Annotated in this window: 26 protein-coding genes; 21 read left to right on the top strand and 5 right to left on the bottom strand. The window is 48.6% G+C overall.

Translation table 11 applies throughout. The features are described from left to right. The first annotated feature begins 129 nt into the window (after positions 1–129). A complete protein-coding gene (locus ACJ2PR_RS28175; protein ID WP_446879455.1) occupies positions 130–258 on the top strand; it encodes a hypothetical protein in 129 nt (42 codons plus the stop codon). Between the two features lie 9 nt (positions 259–267). Then, on the top strand, positions 268–1,791 hold the full coding sequence (locus ACJ2PR_RS28170) for an aminotransferase class I/II-fold pyridoxal phosphate-dependent enzyme (RefSeq protein ID WP_446879454.1): 1,524 nt from the start codon (positions 268–270) through the stop codon (positions 1,789–1,791). A 9-nt stretch (positions 1,792–1,800) separates the two neighbouring features. On the opposite strand, the gene ACJ2PR_RS28165 is transcribed toward ACJ2PR_RS28170, so the two are convergent. Further along, the gene (locus tag ACJ2PR_RS28165) at positions 1,801–2,187 is read right to left on the bottom strand and encodes an FHA domain-containing protein (protein WP_446871515.1); all 387 of its coding nucleotides are present in this window, start codon (positions 2,185–2,187) and stop codon (positions 1,801–1,803) included. A 275-nt stretch (positions 2,188–2,462) separates the two neighbouring features. Here ACJ2PR_RS28165 and cbiT point away from each other — a divergent pair, with 275 nt between their 5' ends. Next, positions 2,463–3,062 carry a precorrin-6Y C5,15-methyltransferase subunit CbiT gene (gene cbiT, locus ACJ2PR_RS28160; protein WP_446871516.1) on the top strand — a complete coding sequence of 200 codons (600 nt, stop codon included), beginning with the start codon at positions 2,463–2,465 and terminating at the stop codon, positions 3,060–3,062. A 186-nt stretch (positions 3,063–3,248) separates the two neighbouring features. Then, the gene (locus ACJ2PR_RS28155) at positions 3,249–4,118 is read left to right on the top strand and encodes a phosphatidate cytidylyltransferase (RefSeq protein WP_446857963.1); all 870 of its coding nucleotides are present in this window, start codon (positions 3,249–3,251) and stop codon (positions 4,116–4,118) included. Positions 4,119–4,199: 81 nt separating this feature from the next. On the opposite strand, the gene ACJ2PR_RS28150 is transcribed toward ACJ2PR_RS28155, so the two are convergent. Together ACJ2PR_RS28150 and ACJ2PR_RS28145 are read right to left on the bottom strand one after the other, a co-directional pair. After that, the gene (locus ACJ2PR_RS28150; protein WP_446879453.1) at positions 4,200–5,408 is read right to left on the bottom strand and encodes a glycosyltransferase; all 1,209 of its coding nucleotides are present in this window, start codon (positions 5,406–5,408) and stop codon (positions 4,200–4,202) included. A gap of 188 nt (positions 5,409–5,596) precedes the next feature. Beyond that, the gene (locus ACJ2PR_RS28145; protein ID WP_446879452.1) at positions 5,597–6,577 is read right to left on the bottom strand and encodes a decaprenyl-phosphate phosphoribosyltransferase; all 981 of its coding nucleotides are present in this window, start codon (positions 6,575–6,577) and stop codon (positions 5,597–5,599) included. A 430-nt stretch (positions 6,578–7,007) separates the two neighbouring features. Here ACJ2PR_RS28145 and thrB point away from each other — a divergent pair, with 430 nt between their 5' ends. Then, positions 7,008–7,913 (top strand): homoserine kinase, encoded by a 906-nt coding sequence (gene thrB / locus ACJ2PR_RS28140; RefSeq protein ID WP_446879451.1) that lies wholly within the window; start codon positions 7,008–7,010, stop codon positions 7,911–7,913. Between the two features lie 56 nt (positions 7,914–7,969). Next, positions 7,970–8,533 (top strand): DUF1499 domain-containing protein, encoded by a 564-nt coding sequence (locus ACJ2PR_RS28135; protein WP_446879450.1) that lies wholly within the window; start codon positions 7,970–7,972, stop codon positions 8,531–8,533. Here ACJ2PR_RS28135 and ACJ2PR_RS28130 read toward each other — a convergent pair. Together ACJ2PR_RS28130 and ACJ2PR_RS28125 are read right to left on the bottom strand one after the other, a co-directional pair. Continuing rightward, positions 8,519–9,415: an Rpn family recombination-promoting nuclease/putative transposase gene (locus ACJ2PR_RS28130; protein ID WP_446871522.1), complete on the bottom strand. Its 897-nt coding sequence runs from the start codon at positions 9,413–9,415 to the stop codon at positions 8,519–8,521. The two genes, ACJ2PR_RS28135 and ACJ2PR_RS28130, sit on opposite strands and share 15 nt — an antisense overlap. Positions 9,416–9,571: 156 nt before the next feature. Next, positions 9,572–10,255 (bottom strand): zinc metallopeptidase, encoded by a 684-nt coding sequence (locus tag ACJ2PR_RS28125; RefSeq protein WP_446871523.1) that lies wholly within the window; start codon positions 10,253–10,255, stop codon positions 9,572–9,574. 252 nt (positions 10,256–10,507) lie between these two features. On the opposite strand from ACJ2PR_RS28125, the gene yqeK reads away from it, so the two are divergent. The 15 genes from yqeK to ACJ2PR_RS28050 all read left to right on the top strand — a co-directional run bounded on the left by yqeK (position 10,508) and on the right by ACJ2PR_RS28050 (position 23,162). Beyond that, positions 10,508–11,218, top strand: coding sequence for a bis(5'-nucleosyl)-tetraphosphatase (symmetrical) YqeK (yqeK, locus tag ACJ2PR_RS28120; protein ID WP_446871524.1), 711 nt, complete (start codon positions 10,508–10,510; stop codon positions 11,216–11,218). Positions 11,219–11,302: 84 nt separating this feature from the next. Next, positions 11,303–11,722: a ribosome silencing factor gene (gene rsfS, locus ACJ2PR_RS28115; RefSeq protein WP_446857955.1), complete on the top strand. Its 420-nt coding sequence runs from the start codon at positions 11,303–11,305 to the stop codon at positions 11,720–11,722. Positions 11,723–11,897: 175 nt separating this feature from the next. Then, positions 11,898–12,401, top strand: coding sequence for a GNAT family N-acetyltransferase (locus ACJ2PR_RS28110; RefSeq protein ID WP_446879449.1), 504 nt, complete (start codon positions 11,898–11,900; stop codon positions 12,399–12,401). Positions 12,402–12,475: 74 nt separating this feature from the next. Then, positions 12,476–13,363 (top strand): helix-turn-helix domain-containing protein, encoded by an 888-nt coding sequence (locus ACJ2PR_RS28105; RefSeq protein ID WP_446879448.1) that lies wholly within the window; start codon positions 12,476–12,478, stop codon positions 13,361–13,363. A 230-nt stretch (positions 13,364–13,593) separates the two neighbouring features. After that, positions 13,594–15,012, top strand: coding sequence for a trypsin-like serine peptidase (locus ACJ2PR_RS28100; protein ID WP_446879446.1), 1,419 nt, complete (start codon positions 13,594–13,596; stop codon positions 15,010–15,012). Between the two features lie 342 nt (positions 15,013–15,354). Then, complete coding sequence (locus tag ACJ2PR_RS28095) at positions 15,355–15,693, top strand: hypothetical protein (protein ID WP_446879445.1); 339 nt, start codon at positions 15,355–15,357, stop codon at positions 15,691–15,693. 365 nt (positions 15,694–16,058) lie between these two features. Beyond that, positions 16,059–16,553 carry a CGLD27 family protein gene (locus tag ACJ2PR_RS28090; protein ID WP_446871482.1) on the top strand — a complete coding sequence of 165 codons (495 nt, stop codon included), beginning with the start codon at positions 16,059–16,061 and terminating at the stop codon, positions 16,551–16,553. 61 nt (positions 16,554–16,614) lie between these two features. Further along, positions 16,615–17,571 (top strand): asparaginase, encoded by a 957-nt coding sequence (locus tag ACJ2PR_RS28085; protein ID WP_446857950.1) that lies wholly within the window; start codon positions 16,615–16,617, stop codon positions 17,569–17,571. A 161-nt stretch (positions 17,572–17,732) separates the two neighbouring features. Then, entirely contained in the window at positions 17,733–19,640 is a 1,908-nt protein-coding gene (locus ACJ2PR_RS28080) for an ABC transporter ATP-binding protein (protein WP_446879444.1), read from the top strand. Positions 19,641–20,165: 525 nt separating this feature from the next. Next, entirely contained in the window at positions 20,166–20,549 is a 384-nt protein-coding gene (locus ACJ2PR_RS28075) for a hypothetical protein (protein WP_446879443.1), read from the top strand. A 635-nt stretch (positions 20,550–21,184) separates the two neighbouring features. Then, positions 21,185–21,475 carry a hypothetical protein gene (locus ACJ2PR_RS28070; protein WP_446879442.1) on the top strand — a complete coding sequence of 97 codons (291 nt, stop codon included), beginning with the start codon at positions 21,185–21,187 and terminating at the stop codon, positions 21,473–21,475. A gap of 48 nt (positions 21,476–21,523) precedes the next feature. Continuing rightward, on the top strand, positions 21,524–21,646 hold the full coding sequence (locus ACJ2PR_RS28065; RefSeq protein ID WP_446879441.1) for a hypothetical protein: 123 nt from the start codon (positions 21,524–21,526) through the stop codon (positions 21,644–21,646). A gap of 175 nt (positions 21,647–21,821) precedes the next feature. Then, positions 21,822–22,331 carry a hypothetical protein gene (locus ACJ2PR_RS28060; RefSeq protein WP_446879440.1) on the top strand — a complete coding sequence of 170 codons (510 nt, stop codon included), beginning with the start codon at positions 21,822–21,824 and terminating at the stop codon, positions 22,329–22,331. 82 nt (positions 22,332–22,413) lie between these two features. Next, positions 22,414–22,719: a hypothetical protein gene (locus ACJ2PR_RS28055; RefSeq protein ID WP_446879439.1), complete on the top strand. Its 306-nt coding sequence runs from the start codon at positions 22,414–22,416 to the stop codon at positions 22,717–22,719. Positions 22,720–22,841: 122 nt separating this feature from the next. Continuing rightward, entirely contained in the window at positions 22,842–23,162 is a 321-nt protein-coding gene (locus ACJ2PR_RS28050; protein ID WP_446871485.1) for a type II toxin-antitoxin system VapC family toxin, read from the top strand. Positions 23,163–23,654: the final 492 nt, after the last annotated feature.

The raw sequence follows: 23,654 nt of genomic DNA, 5'->3' as shown, positions 1-23,654 counted from the left end.
TCATGAGTTCATTAGATCTTATTTCTTCCTTTGACACAATCTAATTTACAGTCCCATCTTTACAGCTTTGAATCAGGTACTCGCAGCCCTCTCAGAAATTCACCATGCCGTATTTCAGCAGTCTAAGCAATGCAGCGTAAGAAGTGCCACTGCAACGTACCATTATGGTTGGTTAATGTGCAAAAGGTGTTTGCGTCCGATGAATACGATCGCTACAAAACTGCTGCTAAACAAATGACCCTAACCGCAAATCAATGACGAATCCACATGGAATTTGACTTTCAAGAAACCACGCCTCTATTAGAGAGTCTGCAAAAGTGCGCTCGATCGTCCAACGCACCTTTCTACACGCCAGGTCACAAACGAGGACAAGGGTTTCCAGACCAATTGACCGACTTGTTGGGGACTCAAGTGGGACGATCAGATCTCCCAGAACTGCCCGAATTGGACAATCTATTTGCGCCTCAAGGAGCAATCTTGGCGGCTCAACAACTGGCGGCCAGAGCATTTGGAGCAGATGAAACCTGGTTTTTGGTCAATGGCTCGACCTGTGGCATGATCGCATCGATTCTGGCGACCTGCCGCCCTGGTGACAAAATTATTCTGCCGCGCAATGGGCACCAATCAGCGATCGCGGGACTCATTCTCTCCGGAGCGATTCCCATTTTTGTCAATCCTGAATACGATCCCGTTTTGGAGATTGCCCACAGCATTACGCCCGATGGGGTCGCGCAAGCGCTAGCAACTCACCCCGACGCTAAAGCCGTCATGATGCTGTATCCAACTTATTATGGCGTGTGTGGTGATGTGGAGGCGATCGCTCAAATTGCCCACCAGTATGATATTCCGCTCATCGTTGACGAAGCTCACGGGTCACATTTTGCCTTTCATCCCGACCTGCCGATCGCTGCTTTAGCGGCCGGAGCCGATCTAACCGTGCAGTCGATTCATAAAACCCTGGCTTCGATGACTCAATCGGCCATGCTGCATCTTCGAGGGCAGAGAATTGAGCGCGATCGCATCCAAAAAGCCTTACAGCTCATTCAATCGACCAGTCCTAGCTACCTCCTACTTGCCTCACTAGACGCGGCCCGTCAGCAGATGGCCACCCAGGGACTAGAACGATTAGAACACACGCTAAATCTGGCAGATAACGCTCGATCGCGCCTTGAGAAAATTCCTGTTTCCACACTCCAACCCAGTCAAGCCGGGAAAACTCCAGGATTTTTGGCGCTCGATCGCACCCGTCTCACCGTCACTGTTTCAGAGTTAGGATGGGATGGTTTTGCTGCCGACGATCGCCTCAATCAACACCTCAAAGTCACCGCCGAGTTTCCCTCTCTCAAACATCTCACCTTCATCATCAGCCTGGGCAACACTCAGCAAGACATCGACCAACTCATCCAAGCCTTCACTCAACTTGCACGACATCCCAACCCTCATCCCTCTCGCGAAGCGTATCAAAGACAACCCCCCATCCCTCGCAAAGCGGAACAAAGTTCTCCCTCTTCCCTCCTCCCTCCTCCCTCTTCCCTCCCCCCTCCCCCTCTTCTCTACTCTCCCCGCGATGCTTTTTTTGCTGCAACAGAAACGCTGGCGATCGCTCAAACGGTTGATCACATCAGCGCAGAACTGATTTGTCCCTATCCCCCTGGCATTCCTGCTCTGTTTCCTGGTGAAAAAATCACTCAAGACGTTCTCATTTATCTACAGCAAGTTCTTCTAGCAGGTGGCATGATCAGCGGTTGCGCCGATCTCACCCTGCAAACGCTCCAAGTCGTCAAACTTTAGAAAAGCAATTTAGTCGTCTGCCCGTAACGTCGCATCCACATCGCCCGCAAAGACTCCCTCCACACCGTCTCTTTCTAATAAGTGATAGACCGCCCAAACTTGAGGGCCGAAGACGATTTTGTCGCGATCGCACAACACATGAGTTTGCAGCTTACGCCCGTTGATCAACAATCCATTGGCGCTGGGCTTTCCTTTGGGGCTACCATCCACAATCTGATAGCGGCAACTCCCATCATCTAGCGGCAGTTGGATCAGCGTAGCGTGGCGACGAGAAACAAACTGTGAAGCCAGCCGGATTGTGCATCTCGGATCTCGCCCGATCGTGCAAAGGCTGCGCTCCAGCGTAATTTGATGTTCGCCCTGGTCGTCTCTAACAAGCAACAGATGTGAAAGCATGGGTCGATCGTCTACGTGTCAATTCCTTTAGGCAGTGTGCCCGATTCACTCAGGAGAATTAGGATAAACTCATCAAGCCTCCATCAAGCTGGACGGACTGAGATTTGTTGGCTCTAGACTGTAGACCTTGCACTGTAGACAAAGCAAGTTTTTGGCTCCTGCCCTATTCTCTATTGTCCAACGTCTCTATCTGCCACACCCACCAATAAGTCACCACCTTTCATCCCTCATCCCTCATCCCTCATCCCTCATCCCTCATCCCTCATCCCTTCCCCATGCCCTCCCCCCTCTGGCCCTACCTCACCCCCGGCATTCCCGATGATCTTTTCGAGAATCTTCCTGGCATTCCAATGACTCAGCGTGAAGTTCGGCTACTGCTGCTGTCTCAACTGCGACTAAAACGAGACTCTATTTTGTGGGACATCGGCGCAGGCACAGGAACCATTCCTGTAGAAGTAGGGTTGCTCTGTCCTAGTGGGCAGATCATCGCCGTCGAGCGAGATGAGGAGGTCGCGAATTTGATCCGGCACAACTGCGATCGCTTTGAGGTCAAAAACGTCCAGGTGATCGAAGGAACTGCGCCCGACTGTCTGCGAAATTTGCCTCAGCCCGATCGGGTCTGTATCGAAGGCGGTCGCCCGATCAAAGCGATTCTCAAGGCCGTCTGGCAACAACTCAAACCCCAGGGTCGCATCGTCGCCACGGCCGTCAGTTTGGAAACGCTCTACCAGATTTCAGAAAGCTTCTCCGACCTTCACGCCAGGAATATTGAAGTGGTTCAGTCGGCGGTCAATCGCCTCGAAACCCGTGGCACGAGTCAAACCTTTATCGCGGTCGATCCAATTTTTGTTTTGAGTGGCGAAAAAATAGAATGAACGAGAGAGATTGTGAAGAACTCAAAACGCAAAACTAGGTTTGTCTCTCCAAATCAGCTAAAGTGTTCCAAAGCAACTCTTAACCTTCTTAACCTCTGGCTAATTTGCCAAATGATTTGATTGAGCAATGGAGTCAGCGGATGGTTGGACAGTTAGACCAGGTTCTCTTCATGCAAAATTAGTGTTATGCCTTGGTCTCGTATTTTGAGTGGGATTGTCCTGATTGCCTTCGCCCTGACCATTATGCTGCTGGGTGGATGGTATTTTACGGCGGGGTTTTGTCTGATTATTTATTTTGGGCAACTAGAATATTTTCAGCTTGCTCGCGCCAAAGGGTTTGCTCCGGCTGGCAAAACAACGCTGGTGGTCAGTCAAATTTTGCTGGTGGTCTCCAACCTTTCGCCCGGTCTGGCAGATGCGATCTTTCCGGTTGCAGGAACGTTAATTTGCTTTTATCTGCTGTTTCAGCCTAAGTTGGCGACGATCGCGGATATTTCTGCTTCGATCATGGGCTTGTTTTATGGGGGCTATCTGCCGAGCTATTGGATTCGCCTGCGATCGCTGGGACAAGTTGAAGCCAGTAACCTCCCGCTCGACGGCTTTTGGATCACCTCCTGGCAAGGACTTCAGGCGCTCCCGATTGGTTTGACAAACACGCTGCTGGCCTTTTTGTGTATCTGGGCCGCTGACATCGGAGCCTATACGATCGGTCGGTGGATCGGTCGAACTCGCCTGTCAGATATCAGCCCCAAAAAGACTGTCGAAGGTGCCGTGTTTGGAGTCGCTGCTAGTGTAGCAGTTGGCGTGCTGGGATCGTGGTATCTCAACTGGTCGGGCTGGCCGATCACAGGGGTAGCGCTGGGTTTGCTGATCGGGATTGCCAGTCTGTTAGGCGATTTAACAGAGTCGATGATGAAACGAGATGCAGGCGTTAAAGACTCTGGACAACTGATTCCAGGGCATGGGGGCATTCTCGATCGCGCCGACAGCTACGTTTTTACGGCTCCGCTGGTCTATTATTTTGTGACGATCGTCTTGCCGTTGTTGCCTAAGTAGGAAGTGAGGAGTGAGGAGATAAACCTGACAAATCCTGTGCTTACCTGAATAAAACTCACCTTCGCGGGTTAGAACTGCTAGTCAGAATGACGGGTTGTCTAATCCTTGATCGTTCAATACTTGGTGATAAATTTTCATCAGTTGATCAAAGTTGGCTTCTGGGGTGTACTTAGTTTCGTAGGTGAGACGAGCCTGTTTTGACATTTGGGCGATCGCTGCTGGGTGTTGTTCTGCCCACTTCATTTTCGTCGCTAGATCGGCTGCATCTCTGGGAGCAAACTGTAAGCCTGTCTGTCCGTCTTCTACAATTTCTGCCATGCTGCCCAGTTTGGGGACGATAACCGGAAGTCCGCAGGAAAACGCTTCGGCGATCGTCAACGGAAACCCTTCATACCAGATCGACGGAAACACCAAAAATCGAGCTTGCTGCATGAGTTGGAGAACCGTCGCTTTGTCTTGTCTGCCAAGAAAGGTAATCGTGTCCTCTAATCCAGCCTCTTTGACCTGCTGCTGCAACACTTCTCGCAGGGGCCCTTCGCCGACAATTTTTAATGGTAGCGTCAACGCATTTTGCACATAAGCATCAATCAAAACAGCAACGCCTTTTTCTTCTGCCAGTCTGCCTACAAATAATGCACTGTGATGATCAGCAGGATTGGAGGAAGAAACCCCTTCGGGTGCGAACACAAAATTAGATTTGACGTGAATCTTGGCGATCGGCAACCCCGCCTGAGTCAGCTTCTCTTTTTGAAATTGAGTCAGCGTAATGTAAGCATTGACCCGCTCTTGCCAGGTGCCCCGCAGCCGATGCCAACTCACCATTGCTGTCACAACCGCACTTTGAGACCGAGAGCCACGATAGCAGCCATGCACAATCCCCGCTAGTGGAATCGGCTTCCCCAGACAGTCTTCACAGATCTGATTGTCTCGAAACAGCATCGCCCTGGGACAGCCCAACCGATAATTGTGCAGCGTTTGCACCACAGGAATTTTTTGATCTCGACAGGCATCATAAACCGAAGGCGACAGCAGCGGAAAAAAGTTGTGAACGTGAACAACATCCGGCCGAAACTGAGCGATCGCTTCTCCCACCTTCAGTTTAGAAGCCTGAGAATAAACCGCACTCACCGCTGCGATCGCTTTACTCCAGGCTCCGACAATCTCATCGTTACTTACTTCTAGCAACTCAACGGTGTGGCCGCGATCGCTCAACAACGCCTTCTCAGCCTGAACAACGCCTTCCTCTCCGCCCACAATCTGATAGCGGTTGTGCAGTTGCAAAATTCTCATTTAGTTACGCCGCCTAATGCCGATCCCAATTCTACAAAAGCGCTGATTTTGAATTACTCTCCACCGTGAAAGCAGACCCTAAAACAAATGTTACTGATCTAGGAACCATGAGCAGCACTAAAAGTTCTCCTCCCTCCTCCCTCCTCCCTCCTCCCTCTCGCGAAGCGGAACAAAGTTCTCCCTCATCCCTAAACAATGATGCCTTGATGCTTGAGCCATAAAATCACGAAGATTGTGACAATCCAACTGACCACCGTAAAGAGGATTGGCTTATCGGTAAGCAACACTTCTTCTGGACGCTCCGCCCGTTCTCCTAGCTCAGGAGTGGAAGAATTTTCGGGCGAGTCAACCTTGAGATCGCTCAATAGCTGATAGCGAAAAACACCATACAGCACAAATGGGAAGGTCAACATCATCCAGGGAGTAGACGCGCCGTTGACTTGCGGGCCAGAACTCCACAGGGCATAGCTCATCAGCGCTCCGGTCGTCACAGTACTTTCCATCCGAGTCAGCAGTGGTAGAGAATAGCGCTTCAGCACGCTGCGAGTTTTTCCCCCACGTTCTTGTAAAAGTCGAAGTTCAGCTTTGCGCTTTTCGACTCCCAAAAATAGGGCCAGCATTCCAGTACAAAGCAAAAACCAGACCGATGGAGCAATTCCGATCGCAGCCCCTCCCGCCAAAGCACGTAAAACAAATCCGGCGGCGATCGCAATGATGTCCAAAATGGGAGTGCGCTTTAGTTTGAGGTTGTATGCAACTTGCAGCAGCGAATAGGCGATCAGCGTGACTCCTAATGCAGGCGCGGTTAACCATCCCAAAATTAAGGCACTGCTCAATAAAAGAACCGCCATCGCGATCGCCGTCCGCACTTTTACCCAACCCGCTGCGATCGGGCGCTTACACTTGACGGGATGCTGACGATCGGCTTCTACATCCGCCACATCGTTGATCAGATAAAAACTACTAGAGGCGCAGCAAAACAGCACAAAGGCCAGAGTCGCAGCCAAAAACGACGGCAGATTAATGCTAAATGCAAAGAGAGGCACCGCAAACACAACCAGGTTTTTTGTCCACTGGCGAGGTCGCAAGCTTTTGAGATGAGCTAGAAATCGAGTGCGTGAGGATACGGAGAGCGATTTACTGGTATCTGTATTTGCACGAGAATTCATGATCTTTTTCCTGGAAGACTTCTCAGCGCATCCGGCTATCTACTGACTAATCTAGAGTTAACCATCAAAGCAAGCAACCTACCCAGAAAACATTTATCTTCTACTCAAGAAATCTTTAAATGCTCCTCACAGAGGTTCGCTCAGTCTTTGATTGCTCAAAGCGTCCTCGATCGCAGGCTGAGATCTCGAAGATCCCCCCTTAACTCCCCTTAAAAAGGAGGGAATTCAGTTAAATCAAGATCAAACGCCGTAAGAAGGCTGGGATAAACGGAGGTTTTTGAGAATTGAGATTCGATCGCTTCCCGCCATCCGATATTCTATGGGAATGTCTTTTTGAATCCTTTTCATCCCTCCTCTCAAAACGGATTACCCCCAAAGGGGGAACAGATCATCGAATTTCTCCCTCATCCCTCACCCCTCACCCCTCCCTATGCCCACCATTCGAGTCCCTGCAACAACGGCAAACATTGGCCCTGGCTTTGATTGTCTAGGGGCTGCCCTGACGCTGTATAACCAGTTCAAATTTACGCCGTCGTCTCAAAAACCACTCAAAATTACGGCAACGGGGGCAGAAGCCGATCGCGTCGCCACCAATGACAGCAATCTGGTCTATCAGGCATTCTGCAAGTTTTTTGCCCATCTGGGACAGACCCCGCCTGCGGTTGAGATAGAGATAGAGATGAATGTGCCCCTCGCACGAGGATTGGGCAGTTCGGCAACGGCGATCGTCGGTGGGCTGGTGGGTGCCAATCTTCTGTCAGGGTCGCCGCTGAGTCAAGACGAGATCATGCACTTGGCGATCGCCCTCGAAGGACATCCTGATAATGTGGTGCCTGCATTGCTTGGGGGCTGTCGATTGGCGGCATCGGGCCGCGATCGGGCGTGGGAAATCTGTGAATTGAACTGGCATTCTGACCTGATGCCGATCGTCGCCATTCCCGATTTTGAACTCTCTACCGCAGAAGCTCGTCGCGTTTTGCCTACCGATTACAGCCGCGCTGATGCCATCTTTAATACAGCTCACTTGGGTTTGTTGGTGCGAGGCTTGGAAACCGCAAACGCAGACTGGCTCAAGGCGGCACTTGACGATCGTATTCATCAGCCCTATCGTCAAACGTTAATTTTGGGATTTGAAGCGGTGCGATCGGCTTCCCTGTCAGCGGGTGCTCATGGAATGGTGATCAGTGGGGCTGGCCCAACTTTACTCGCGTTATCAAGTGCCGCAAATGCAGAAGCGGTTCAGTCAGCAATGGAGAAAGCCTGGATGCGGGAGGGTGTTGGCGTTGAGGTGAAGGGGTTGCAGATCGATCGGGAGGGAGTGAGGAGTGAGGAGTGAGGGTGAAGACGGTAAGCTTTGTATGGATTAACTGTGGATTAACTAGTGGATTAACTATGAGTGACGTGTTTTGGCAAATGCTTAGAGTTTTTAGTGTTAAATCGGTTAAATCGATCGTGACGGCTCTGTTAGTTGCAAGCTGCTGGCTCACAATGTCTGTTTCGGTGTCTGCTCAACCCCTACAGCCAACCCCTTTGTTTGCATTATTTTCGTTTTCGGGCACACGTCCGGCTAATCTGGGAGTTCAGAATGGCAAGCTGGCAGCCTGTCCGAGTACGCCCAACTGTGTGAATAGTCAAACGTCAGATCAAGCCCATACGATCGCTCCCCTGCGCTACGCCACCAGTCCTGAAAAGGCATTCGCTAACCTCAAGCAAACCATTCAGGCGCAACCCAGAACCAGAATCGTTGCTGAAACTGAGAACTATCTCTACGCCGAATTCACCAGCAAACTGATGGGCTTTGTCGATGATGTGGAGTTTTATCTAGACAAACCTGCGGGCGTGATTCAAGTGCGATCGGCTTCTCGATTGGGCGAATCGGATTTGGGCGTTAACCGTCAAAGAGTAGATTCAATTCGCACGGCTCTCAAAGAAGCAGGCATTCTACAAATGGGATAGCCATCTCTCTAGATCTGACACGCTAGAAAAGTCGAGTAAAGCTTCTCCAAGGGATTCGAGTTGCTCAATGGGTAATGCTTCGATCTGTCTGCGTAAAGCCTCTGGCACTTCTCCAACTTTTCGGGCCAGCAGTCGAAAAATCAGCGATCGTTCTCCTTGAGCCATCCCTTGAGCCATCCAACTGGTTGTGATTTCCATAATTTGCTCCTGTTCTGTTGCCTCTAATTTACCAATCTCCTCAGCAAACAATGGCTCCTCAACCTCATTTAGCCGCAGGTACGTGTCCACAAATCCTGAGATGAGTCTGGTTTTTGCGGGGTCAAGGCGCAATGTGGTCAATAGCCGCAAACATTCCGCTTTCACTCTGGGGCGGTCTTGTGGGGCAATTCGCATCTTTGACATGAGAGCGGCTGCGATTGGGTTAGGCTGATCGATAAAGTTGCGCCAGTCTAACTGATTGAGTTGGATTGCAGCAAAATTGAATTCTAAAACCTTTAATCCTGAAAACTCCACAGTGTGCGTTTGCGGTTCGGCTCTCAGGGGTTCATCAAACGAGAAGACAACAATCGGATAAATCCTCTGCACATACTTTTGGTACAGACGGGCAAAGTAAAAAAACATTCTTCGGGCAAAGTTCGACTGAGTGTATGACTGAGCTTCGATGTGGACAAGGAATCCAACTTCCTCACCAGACTGTTTGACCTCAACAAGCAGATCGATGATTTTGTCCTCTCCAGACGTGAGATCCGCAAAGTACTCCTGCGGCAAAAACTGGATTGAGTCTCGTTCGATCGTGCTGGCAATTTCGGGCAAAAATAGATCCAAAAACTCAGCGAAGAATGTAGTGAGTAGCTCCTTGAAGAGACGATCGTGATCAACCATAAGATTTCGACAACTCACTAGACAACAAAACGGTGATAGCGCTCAATGAAGCGTAAAACAGGCTTTTAGACTCATCTTGCTACAAGTTTTAACCAATAAAAAGGACACCTGATTTAGATGCCCTGCTCAAAAATCTTTAGTTAAGACGACCAGAAACTAACGGCGAAAATTGGCCAAAATTAGATATTGAACCAACTGCAACACAGCGTATAGAGCCGTCGCCACATAGGTAAACGCCGCAGCATTTAACACCTTGCGGGCCGCCCGATTTTCTTCACCCTGCAAAATTCCTAGCTCGTCAATGATTCTCAGCGCCCGATTTGACGCATCAAACTCAACAGGCAGCATGACGAGATGAAAGACAATCACCGCCGCAAATAGCACAATGCCAATCTGAATAAAAACTCCGCCGATCGCGCCCATAAACAAGCCAGCCATAATCAAAATCGGCCCAAAGTTAGCGCCCAAATTGACCGCCGGAACCAGCGCCGCTCTCATATTCATTGGCTTATAGCCCTTCACATCTTGCAGCACATGACCACACTCGTGAGCCGCGACAGCCGCCGCCGCCAGAGAGTCAGACCCATACACCACCTCAGACAATCGAACTGCCTTAGCACTGGGATCGTAGTGATCCGTCAGTTCTCCTGCGATCGGCTCGATCGTTACATTGTGAATCCCCATATTTTTGAGAATCGTCTGCGCCACCTCAGCCCCGGTCATTCCTAAACTCGATCGTACTTGAGAATACTTGCGATAAGTGCCCTGAACGCGCTGCTGGGCCCACCACACCAAAATCATGCCCGGAATCAATAACAGGTAAGACGGATGAAAATACATGATCTTCTACCCAAATGTCGTGTAAGTGCTTTGCTGATTTGCTTTGAGCCTATGTTAGCACTTCAAACCGCAACCCTCTTTGGGGGGATTCCGTACATCATCACAGATTGTTAGCAAATTTATGGATCGGAGCGATTGAGCTAAAATAAGAGAATCTTTCGTCCTAATTATGCAAAATCTTGCGCTATTTGTTTTCTAAATTCAATTTTTCTAAGGTCGATCGTGTCGCACTGACAGGAGCTTTCTGCCTTCATGCGTGAGTCGTTCGAGGCGGTACGTCCAAATCCACCTAAAGCTGATGTCCGTCATGCTGAACACTCGACTGCGGATAATTTTTCAAATCCTGCCAATCCCCTTCGGCGGCGGATTCTCACCTGGCTCAAGGTTCACGTTCCCGAAACTAGAATTCGACATATTTTGCGCGTTGAGCAACTGGCGATCGTTCTAGCCCAGCACCATCACTTGGATGTAGAAAAAGCGGCTCAAGCAGCCCTGATGCACGACCTGGCGAAGTTCTTTAAACCCCAGCGGCTCCTGCAAATGTCCAAAGACGAAGGGCTAACCCTGGACGCAGTGGATGAGTCTAATCCTCATTTACTTCACGCTGACGTGGGAGCGATCGTCGCCAGAGATGAATTTGGAATCCGAGACGAAGCAGTGCTGCAAGCCATTCGAGACCACACCTTGGGCAGACCAGGGATGAGTCCGTTAAGCTGTGTGGTCTATCTAGCAGATGGCCTAGAACCTGGACGAGGCAACGCCCCTGAGTTAGAAGCTCTGAGACAACTAAGTCGGCAAGATCTAGAAGAAGCCATCTGGCGCGCCTCCGATCATTCACTCAGACACTTGCTCAATGCTCACCACCTGATTCATCCCCGCACGGTGCTAACTCGCAACTGGTTTATGCAAACGGTGACCCACAAGCCCCCCAAAAGAGCCAACCTCCCAAACCCTGACCCTTAGCTGGAGTGAAAATCATGCCACCCTACCGTTTCTAACTGCCTCGATCGCACTAACCATTTACCTAATCAAGGAACCTGAACATTAATGACAGATTTTTCTAAAGAGCAAATCCTTTCGACGATCGCATCTTCCGCCCCAGATTTTGATACGAGCTACGAACTGGCCACTCGGATCGCCGATGCTGCCTCTGATCGCAAGGGTGAAGACATTGTGCTGCTCAAAGTGGGAGAAGTCACCGTCTTGGCAGACTATTTTGTGATCGTGACGGGCTTTTCTAAGGTGCAGATTCGCGCGATCGCCGCCGCCATCGAAGACGAAGTAGAAGAAACGCTCAATCGCAAACCCCTGCGATCAGAGGGATTGGCAGAAGGCGGCTGGGTGGTGCAAGATTACGGCGATGTGATCGTCCACATTCTCATGCCCCAAGAGCGCGAACACTACGACCTCGAAGCCTTTTGGGGACATGCGCCCAAAGTTGCCTACGAGCCACTGGCGATCGGCTAAGAGAAGGGCTAAGTTTTGGGTCAGTCATTGAATCTTGAAGATAAGTATTCAGGCTTGGTTTTAACATTGAAGTTAGAACTGAGCCTTTTTGTTGAGTATTTTCTAGAGGCTCTGGGCGATCTATTCTTTATTGACAGGGTTATAAAAAAGTTATAAAGATGAAGGTGCCTGCATAATGTCCTACTACATTCGCAATGCAACTCCAGACGATATTTCAAACCTGGCAAAACTAATAACAGTCTTCATGCAAGAAACGTTTCAGCGTCCCTGGGGAGGAACCCTTCAAAAGCTGGCACAAGACGGTTTTGGACGTGAATTTGAAATGATGGTCGCAGAAGCTGAACCCCAAACGTTAATCGCTTTTGCAGCCTGGGAATCATCCTATGATCTTCACCATTGCCTCAAGGGGGGCGTGGTGATTGATCTGTTTGTTGATCCGATTCATCGGGGTCGGGGGGTAGCAATCCAGTTGATTACCGCGATCGCTGTCAAAATCCAGCAGCAGGGCGGCTCATACATCGCGGCTCATACATCAAAGGGCAGGCGGTCGAGAACCCAAGCGTTCAACGGCTTTATCAACGCTGTGCCCGATGTTTTCCGGGAGCCGATTGTTATGTGTCTGGGCGGGCTTTCCGGCAACTCGCCGAATTATCGGGTCAAAGTCTGCGCGACGTGGTGAGGAATCTGCCTGAGCAGGCATGGAACTACGAACCTTGAATAAGACCCCTCTTGAGAAAAAAAGGAGGATGAGCGATGTCAACACAGGAAAGATTTGATTCAAGTCATACGAATCGTTTACCGAATATCTTTGAGCAATCATCCATTCTCACAAGCCACAACGCTGGGTGGAGCAACATGGCTATAGAAGCTCATCATCTACCACCTGGAGAAACTCCCGAATACTGTCTCGATCACTATGTGATCAGCATAAATATGGGGCACAGGCTCCAGGTAGAGCAGGTTGTAGAAGGAAAATCCAATAGAGCAACCTTCTTTCACGGTACGGCTGTGATTTGTCCAATCTACAGTTGTCACTTTTTCTGCTGGAACAGTAAGCTTCAAACGCTTTCCCTAAACCTGAAGTCGGAGTTATTTAACCTGAGCGCGATCGACCTATTAGCAACCGATCGTGCAGAGTTGATTCCTCAGTTTGGAATTCAAGATGGGCTGATTTATCAGATTGGGTTGGCCCTTCAAGCAGAACTGAAATCGCAGGGAAGTGGAAGTCGTTTGTATGCCGAAACCCTGGCAAATACACTTGCGGTTCATTTGCTACGGCATTATGCAACCCAGCCCTGTAGCACTCCAGTTTACACAGGTGGACTCTCTCAACATCGGTTGCATCTTGTCACAGACTACATCAACGATTATTTAGAGCGCGAATTGAGCCTGAATGAACTGGCAGCGATCGCTCAACTGAGTCAACACTACTTTTGCCGTGCCTTTAAACAAGCTACTGGGCTGAGTCCCCATCGGTATTTGATTCAACAACGAGTCGAACGGGCAAAGCACTTGTTGAGGCAAGGGGAGATGACGATCGGAGAAGTGGCGATCGCTTGTGGGTTTACTCACCAAAGTCATCTACATCGTCACTTCAAACGCTTGACTGGCGCAACTCCTAAAATCTGGCTCAACTCATAACAAAAATGTGCAAAAACAATAAGAATGTGCAAGACATTCAGAAGGAGAATTTGCCAGTGTTAAGTCAGCCTCAAAATGAAGCGTAATGAGAGGCAGCCAACCTTAACATCACACTTGCAACAAAGTGGAGGATTTGAAAAAAGATAGCAAATCAGTTTCTTAATTGGCATGGACTAAAAGTTTGGATTGACATTCCAACTCGCTTTAGCGGTTTAGCAGGAAGAAACCATATGAAAAATTTCACATTCTCAACTAAGACTAAGATTGCTGTTCGCAAGGTTCATCTTTTATGTAAAGGCATTGTGCTGACCAGTCTAATACCCATCTGGCTGACATTGCTTTCGCACCCAAAACTCAAGTTTGAGCAGGCTAATCTTTCCAGCGCTGAGGCTTCTGAACCACCCACCAGGTTACAGAGTCAGGCAAAATTGAATGACCAGGATGGCAGATACCGGACTGACATGGAGTTCTTTTCAAGGCGGCGAGGTGCCTATGAACGAAACAGAACAGTGCCAAAAGTGCCGCCCTCACTCTCTTCAAATCCCAACGACCCAGACTATGAGTTTTTGGGTTACCTGTCGATCGCCTCTCCCGCCGAACAACGGGCACACTTTTCCCGCTTGAGAACTGCTAAACCAAAACCAATCACTGGTGCAGAATCTACAAGCCTTAGTCGATCGCTCTCTGACGAAACGATCGCGGGTGTTTTTGTAAATGACGCAGGTGAAATGTGGAGCTTTAAGCCGCGCAATCTTAAACAGCGATTGCAAACTCGTCGTGCTACTCGCGGCGAACCCAATACCCGGAGAGTAAACGGTCGCCCTGGGGCAGGTTCGCCAGACACCATGCAAGAGTCGCACGAGGGATTAAAGCTCAAAGCAATCATCCCTAACTCTGGGGCAAATGACAATCGTATTCTACGCAGCAGCAATAATGGCTTCAACATGAGGGCATACCCGTGGCGTGCCTTTGGTGCATTAGTTCCCAATGGTTACAACCTACAGTCAGAACCTGATGTAACTTGTTCAGCGACCAAAATTGGGGAACGCCATCTTCTCACTGCCGCTCACTGTGTTTTTACCGAAGGTGGGGGCAAAGGTAGCTTGATACGGCGAGATTGGTGGCCCGGTGCCGATGGGTTAAACACAACCGATCCGTCACCCAACCACTACAAAAACATTGAGTGGTATTACTACGACGATCGCTATGTCAACAATGGGTGGGATAGCCGCGACTTTGCAGTACTGGTGCTGTACGACAATCAAAATAGCTGTGATTTAGGCTGGTTAGGATACCGCGAAGATTACAGCCTTGCGGGTTCAGAAATGTGGAATTTTGGCTACCCTGGGGAAGGTCAAACTTGCAGCGCCTCGCCTCGCTCCAACGATCGTTGCAGTGGCTCAATGTATGGCATGAGCGCCAGAATCACCCGTACTGAAGCCCCCTATCTTTTCTTTAAGCACGATATTCAAGATGGGCAAAGTGGTTCAGCTATTTATGACTACAACGGTGGCAATCGGCAGCTTGTCGGCATTGTAAAAGGTGGCTACACGTCTGTTGAAAATCGCGGCATCAAAATTCGCGACTTGGTGTTCGATTTTATCGAATCTGTTCGAGATGAACGACCAAGCTCATATTGCAATTCTTGATCTTGCTTAACGTCAGGCGATGTGCGATCCCCAAACCCCTAAAAAAGACGTGAATTCGATGAAATCCTTCACTAATGTGACAACTCCAGGCTGCCCCACCCGTGAGGGATTTTGAACGAGAAATCTTGTCCGAAAGTCCCCCACAATTGGGGGGTTGGGGGGCAGAAGCGCTCAATCACGAAGCGAAGAAATTCTGTCGAATTCACGTTAAAAAGGGGGACGTTGATCAGAAAGTTGCACATCGCGTAACGTTGCACTTAATCGGCAGTCTTGAAGCGCTACCCGGCTGGATGCACCCAGTATTTTTACAGAACAGTGAATATTAACCAGGAGGTTTTCGAGATGAAGAAGATACTGTTCACACTGCTCTTTGTAGCATTTTTTGTAGTTGCGTTCTTAGGAAGTTCCTATGCTCAAATCAATACATCTAATCCAAATACGAGACTAAGAAACGATCGCTTAATAGAAATCGTTCGCCGCCATGAAGTGAAACCTGGTCAAAGTCTTAGCCTTACGGCTGAAGGGCGAGAAAAACGACGTGATAGTGATGGCTGTGGTAAACACGCGTGTCTGTGTGAAGGCGGTAAGCAGTGTTTGTCTCTGGTTGACTCTGGAAAATGCAATTCAGGCACCTTTCATTGTGCTGGGCCGCCTCCCACATGCGTTTGTGAGAAGAATTAGTTCAGTGTCTAGTTCTGCCGTTTTTGGGAGGTCTGCACTTCAGTCAGAAATGATGCCATTTCAGAGTAATCTTTAATCTCATCGGGTGGGTGTATTGCTTCGCAGATATCGCGAGGGTCGCCCACTTTGCTTTTTGTGTAGAAGTACAAAGCTGGTTTCCGCTGGCTACCTGTATAACTCGATCGATCACCGAAATCTTCTGATAGATTCTAGACGGGGTATGTTTCAGGTAATTTACAAATTAGAACAAATTAGATCTTCAAGGCAGTTTTTACGGCTAATTCACGACTCACTTAAGGCACCCAAACCCCAAAACTCCCTTATACTGACGGATAGATTCGATCGTTTATTTTCTGGCTCGATTTATGAACTCCTCAGTCGTTTGCCCCGTTCCGGTGGAACAGAGACCGATTAATGAGTATCAAGACCTCAAAGAATCGTGGTTTTTTAGATGGGCAACGCTTGATCTGGTGGGATACATCAAGCCAATTGCAATTTTGTGGGGCTTGAGTTGGCTGCTGGCGGGGCCCACGGCGGCGATGAGCTTTTCTCCTGCTAGACACCCCCTGGAATACGCACTGTTGGGGGCTGCTGGCGCAAGTATTATTCCGGCTTTGGCGCTGATTCGTCTCTATCTGGGCTGGTCATACGTCAGGACGCGACTGCTCAACACCACCGTTTTTTATGAAGAATCGGGCTGGTATGATGGGCAAACCTGGGAAAAGCCGATCGAAGTGCTCAATCAAGATCGGCTGATCGTCAGCTATCAAATACAGCCCATTTTGCAGCGTCTCAACCGCACGTTTGCCTTCTTGGGCACGGCTTTGGTGAGTGGCGGATTGGCGTGGCTGATCTTGTAGCGAGTTAAAAACTAGTAACTTTTTGAGAGTGGAGTTCCCGTCTAATGTTAGAGTGCTACGCATGACAAGGGGAAGAAGAAATCAATCATCGGCACAACTTGAAGTCAGGCTGCTGCGAGAAGGCATTCCAGAATCTGTCCATTCCGCTGAGGCGGTGATTTGCGACGATCGCGGGCGCATTCTTTTGATGGCGGGTAGCGCTGACACGGCGACGTTTGTCCGTTCTGCGTTGAAACCGTTTCAGGCGCTGGCGATGACAACTACGGGGACTTTGGAGCGATATAATCTGACCGATCGCGATCTGGCAATTATCTGTAGCTCTCATCAAGGCACCATTGAGCAAGTCAGACAGGTTTTCAACATTTTGTGGCGAGCGGACATTGACCCGACGATGCTGCAATGTCCCGTTCCGGCAGGCAAGCGCAGTTCGTTAGAGTACAACTGTTCGGGGAAACATGCAGGAATGTTGGCGGTGTGTCAGCAGCGAGGGTTTCCGTTTAACAATTATCTTCAGCATCACCATCCAGTACAGCAGTTGATTTTGAATAAGATTGCGGAATTGCTCAAGATCCCGGCGATCGAGTTCATTACGGCAAAAGATGACTGTGGCGCACCGACTTATTTTATGCAACTGCGGCAAATGGCCTGGCTCTACGCCCACCTCGCATCGGGCAACAGTCTCGACATGGAGCGAATTTCACGGGCGATGACGCATCATCCAACGATGGTGGCCGGAGAAGGCGAGTTTGACACCGAGTTGATGCAGCTTACCCAGGGCGAAATCGTCAGTAAGTCAGGGGCAGAAGGCGTGCAGTGTGTGGGACGAGTCGGTGAAGGTGTGGGGTTAGCCATCAAAGTAAGCGATGGCGCAAAACGAGCAAAATACGCCGTTGCAATCCACGTTCTCAAACAAATGGGCTGGATCACGCCTTCTGTTGCAGAAGCGCTATCGGAAACCTATATTACGATCGGTCGCTACAAACGATTAGACGTGATCGGTGACCTGTCCATGCTGTAGGGCTTCTGAAACTGGCACAATTGATCGAAAATCCCGTCAGGTAACAAGATTCACAGCGTCTACTACAAGTTCGCTGTTAAGCTGAATCATTGCAATTGAGCAAAATTAGTAAAATCTGGCAATCGCTGCCCTCTCAACCCTTTTATCGTCGTTCCTGCCCTATGAGTGAGACTATCCTGGACGTTCGCAATCTTGAGGTTCGGTTTAGAACGGATACGAGAGTGGTGAAAGCGGTCGATGGCATTTCGTTTCAAGTGCAGCGCGGTCAAACTCTAGGGATCGTTGGTGAGTCAGGATCGGGCAAGTCGGTCACTTCGTTGGCGGTGATGGGACTGGTGCCCAATCCTCCGGGCAAGGTGACGGGCGGTGAGATCTGGTTTCGAGATGCTCAGACAAGTGGAGAGCCGATCGATTTGCTGCGCGTCCCTGATCAAGAATTGCAAAATTATCGCGGCGATCGCTTGGCAATGATCTTTCAGGAGCCGATGAGTTCGCTCAATCCGGTTTACACCTGTGGGTTTCAGATTACTGAGGCGATTCGGCTGCACGAAAAGGTTTCTGAATCTGAGGCGAGACGACGGGCCGTAGCCCTGCTGCAAGAAGTTCGGTTGTTAGCACCGGATGCAGAACTCAAGCGTCGCTATCTCGAAGACATCGCCCAAAACAAAAAACAACCCAGCGAGGCAGAAATCGATCAGCAGATCAACCGTCAGAAGTTGGCGATGCTCGATCGCTATCCTCACGAGCTTTCGGGCGGACAGATTCAACGGGTGATGATTGCGATGGCGATTTCCTGTAATCCGACGCTGCTGATTGCTGACGAGCCGACGACGGCCCTGGATGTCACCGTACAAGCCACGATTCTGGATCTGCTGCGAGAACTGCGCGATCGGCGGGGTATGGCGATGATGTTTATCACCCATGACTTAGGGCTGATTGCTGAAATTGCCGATCAGGTGGCGGTGATGTATGAAGGCAAAATCGTTGAATATGGGCCCGTCTGGGAGATTTTTTCAAACCCCAAACATCCCTACACCAAAGGGTTGCTGACTTGTCGGCCACAGCCCGATCGCCGCCTGCGATATTTGCCCACGGTGTCCGATTTTATGGAAGTTTCGACGTTGCCCACAGGGGAGCGGCTGATCGAGGCAAAACAGCAGGATGTGGCTCAGGTGCTTCGCAGTGCAGAAGAAATCAGTGAGGCAGAATTTAACTCACGTCTGCATGAGTTGCAGCAAAAACCGCCGTTGCTGTCGGTGCAAAATTTGCAGGTAGCCTTCCCGATTCGAGGGGTGTTTGGGCAGACTCAACGCTATGTGATGGCGGTTAACGACGTTTCGTTTGACGTGTATCCGGGGGAGACGTTGGGACTGGTGGGTGAGTCGGGCTGCGGAAAGACGACCCTGGCAAGAACCCTCCTGCGACTGATCGAAGCCAAACGGGGACAGGTGCGCTTTGAGGGGCGAGATATCTTATCTTTGTCTCCATCAGAAGTGCGGCAGTTTCGCCGAGAGGCGCAGATCATTTTTCAAAATCCCTACAGTTCGCTTGATCCGCGCATGAATATTGGCGAAGCGGTGATGGAGCCACTACAGATCTACGGGCGGGGTAAACCCAAACAACACCGAGAACGGGCGGCCTATCTGTTGCAACGAGTGGGCTTAAATCCTGAGTTGATGAATCGCTATCCTCACGAATTCTCAGGCGGTCAGCGCCAGCGGATTTGTATTGCCCGATCGCTTGCTCTCAACCCTAAATTCATCATTTGTGACGAGTCGGTTTCTGCGTTAGATGTCTCAGTCCAGGCGCAGGTGTTAAATCTGCTCAAAGAACTGCAATCTGAGTTTGGCTTGACTTATGTATTCATTTCTCACGATCTGGGTGTTGTGAAGTTTATGAGCGATCGCATCATCGTCATGAATCGAGGCAAAATCGAAGAGATCGGCACGTCCGAGAATATCTATCGTCACCCAGAGCATCCTTATACCCGTCAGCTAATTTCTGCGATTCCGACAGGGACGCTCGATCGCATTCGAGAACGCCAAGCACAGCGCGGAATTTCAGCTTAGTCAGAGTGACCTTGGAGTGACTTGAGAGCTTAAGAGTTCACAATTTGAAGTACCTCAATGTAGCCGTACTCTTGGCTAATGCCACCTGAGAATCGCCAAGTACCCTCTAGAAGAAAGTTTAACAATCCTATTCTCACGTTTTCCCATATAGGCTAAATTTTTCGTGTAGCAGGAGGTTGAACCTGCAAGATAAGATTTAGTCAAAACTTCGGAGCGTAGAGAAACTCCTATGGATGCCATTATTGATCTCTCTCACAGAAAGTTTTATAAATCTACCTATCATCGTGATCTTTACTGATTGGCTCCTAGTAGATTGTACTGGTGTCTATTCTTGAAAACTAGCATGGGTTTAGCTTAAGCTACATATAAGCTACATAGTATTTAATTCCAACTTCTAACAATGCGATGATTCATACAACAGACTGCTCTAGAGATACACGCTTGTTCTTTAAATCCTTTCTGTCTTAGGATTACCTCTCAAATGGACAAAGAAACGTAACATTCTATTCATTTGGAGAGGAAAAGATGCTAACTAAAGCACGAGTCTTAACCCTTTTTTCTGCTTTAGCTTTTATAGGTTTAGCGCCAGCGAGAGGATTTTCACGCACTGCTAGTCAGCCGATCAATGTAGGGAATGTAACTCTAACGTGTTTTAGAGATCCTTACGGCACAACAGCTAGATGGGGATTCATAACAGATGATGGTGTCACAGACTACGAGCTGCGTTTAGAGATTGTTGGTGCTGGAGAGCGACCGTTTGTCAGATCGAGTCCAACAGATCCACTTGAGATTGATGGAGGTCAATGGCTTGTGCCTGGACGTTTTGCGCTGACTTCACGTTTGTCTGGAAGAGTCATACAGTCGGGAGCCGGAGCGCAATCCATCGGTTTGTTTGTCGTTTGCAGCTAAATGACTCTACTTGCTAACTTGGCAACTGCTTACAGTGTTGCTGCCCTTACCCAGAGGCATAACTACATGAAATGAGCACAGAATCGAGGCTTCAGGAATTGATTAGAGAATGTTAAATCTCCGTTATACGGTCAGCGTTCTAATAATCTGTTGTCTGTCCGTTCGCTAACGCTGTATACAGTGTTTTGACTTTAAAGAAATCCTCAATAGTGGATGACTAAATTTTATACTCCCACCATTTGCGAGGGTCTGAAGGGCAAACACTACATGTGAAAAAATGAGTGGACGGACAGTATTACAGTGAGTTTGATGGATGTGTATTCTCAGAATCTGTCTCTAGCCAAGGATTTGTAGATTTTGGCTACTCTCGGAACAAGAGTCAAAGGCTACTAGTTAGCATTTCGTTTTTACAAGTTTGTTGATGTTGTTAACAGTTAGGGAACATACGCTTTTCGGAGGTTGGTAGTATGTTTGATTCATTGTCTCTCAAGGTTATCTCGCTTCTAACTTTTGCTACCCTTTTATCTAATCCTCGTGCAGTGCTTGCGAAGCCTTCAGGTGATTTCATATGCTATATGAGTCCTGCATCATCAACTACCATTAATTTGAGTTCTATATGTGGGAAAGATAAACCGATGGAAAAGCCAATGGAAAAGCAGCAGTGGGAAATTCGGCACGAGAAATATATGCAATTATCGGATGATAAACAGCGTGAAATCGTACAAATTAGTACTCAAGCTCAAGCTGAAGTAGACGCAATTTATTCACCTGAACAGCGACAAAAAATGAGAGCGGCCGTTGCGTCAGGTCAAAGTTCTCAATCTCTTTTAGATTCACTCAATCTAACGCAAGAGCAAAGAGACAGAATCCGACAGATCAGCCAGGAATCGCAGCGACGAATGCTAGAGATCGTTGATGGAGAGTAAAAAGCTGTATGGAGCGTACCGAGGACAGGCTAAACTGAGGCAATCGAGATGTCTGAAACCATCTATCGCCAACCCCAGCAGCCTTATACCCGTCAACTCATTTCGGCGGTTCCGGTGGGGACACTCGCTCGCATTCGAGAACGCCAAGAAAATCGAGGCATCTCAGCTTAATGATGAATTCATTACGTCATTGGATTTTGGCAGTAGTTTGAAATCATCCGTGAAGAACCCAGATTGAAGCAACTGAACGTGATTGACAGGGCGGCACCTTGATGCTACGTAGTCATAGTGTACGGTTGGGAAGTAAAATTTAATCTGAATCAGCAACCTTCATAGGAAGAAATATATGAGTTCAACTACCGAGAAATTAGCCGAGACCCCAATCGAGCGATGGGTGAAGAAAGTAGAGTTCTTAAGTTCTGCTAGCCTTGAGGATCTGGGAGACCACTCTTTATCTTTAACTACATACACCACTGAAGAAATGAGTGAAATGGAAGATAGAAAACTACTTGCCAAACGATCTAAGCCCTCTTATCAATGGCAGATTGATGAACATGACAAATGGTGGCGTGTTTGGTTTCAAGAATCAAATTTAACAATCCAAATTGACTTACATTTTTCCGACGGGGAGCATCAAATGAACATGTATGAGATTGATTTGGAGCAATGTCAAACCTCTACAAGTTTTCTAGACTGGCTCTACCGTTCGACGCTAAATAAGCAATGGTCTTGCCCAGAGATGCTTTGGGCGTTGATGGAAGTTGCTGATGAAGCAAGCGAAAAACAATTTGGAAAGAGCCTTACAGAAGCTTATTCAAAATATAAAACGCTAGATTGGGCAAAGCCGAAACTCTGAATTATCGCAGCGAACTTTGTCATATTCAATCTTTCTTTCTTCATGGTTTGGGTGCTGGGCTTCTACTCCACCTACCTTTAACATGGTTGACCAAAATACACAAAGCCTACACAAATCAACCTCCCTAGCCACTGCGCTACAATGTTCTCAAGTCTTCTACCGATCACAAGTTCCTATGACCTCCCAGCAACTTGAAGAACGCTCTCAACAACTTGAAGCACGAGTCACAACGCTAGAGGCAGAATTAGTGCAGGTGAAACAAATGCTTTCTGAATCTCTCCAGAAGAAGGAACCCTGGTGGTCGAAAATTGCGGGTAGCTTTGAAAACGACCCTACTTTTGATGAAGCGGTTCGCCTTGGACAAGAATGGCGCAGGTCTGATAAGTAGAATGATTGCCTCCTACCATGTATATCCTTGATACTGAACATCTCAGCCTGATTTAACGCAACGGTCAAGAGGGAAAGCGAATTTTAGCGAGACTCGGGGCGATCGACGAGCTTGAAGTTGCTGTGACGGTAATTACCTACGAAGAACAAGTCAAAGGTCGGCTCAGTCTTTTAGCCAGGGCAAAGATTTTGGAGGAACAAGTTTTTGCATACCAAGGACTGCGACAGCTTTCCATTGATTACCAATCGATCGCAATTCTTCCTTTCAACCATGCAGCAGCTTTGGAGCATCAACGCTTACGAAAAGCTTATCCTCGACTGGGGAATATGGATCTCAAAATTGCCGCGATCGCGATGACCAACCATTCAATCTTACTCACCCGCAATGGGTCAGACTTTCGGCAGGTTTCAGACTTGCAAATAGAAGATTGGTCAAGCACATAATCAGAAGCCCCCTTGAAATTGGAGGGATCTAAGGGAGCTTCTAGACTGTGCGATCGTTCGTCACTTACGGTAAAAAGACGTGAATTCGATGAGAGTTTTTCCGCTTCGTTGTTCACGGCTCCTGCCCCCCAACCCCCCAATTTTGGGGGACTTTAAGAGAGGAATTCTGGTTCAAAGTCCCTCACTCGTGGGGGATTTAGCGATTATCTCTAGCTATGCTTGCTTAAGGAATAACGGATGGTTTCTGATCTGCAATGAACCTAATTTTATTCATACGGCAGTCTCTTATCGTGTAGCTAAGTTATCTAATACTCATGAGATTGGATTCAAACGGTCAGATCTGGTAGACCACCTAAAGCAAGCGGGCTTTAAGAATGTTCAGATTATGAAGAATAAGATGGACTGGTTTATCAAACCACACTGGATAGCAGCTCAGAAATACAGCATTTTTCAAGTAGATGTAGTACGATTAACTAGTCAGTGTCAGTAGAA

The organism is Phormidesmis sp. 146-33, assembly GCF_052939515.1.
The sequence above is the reverse complement of the archived record's forward strand: the minus strand, read 5'-3'. Positions and strand labels throughout refer to the sequence as shown.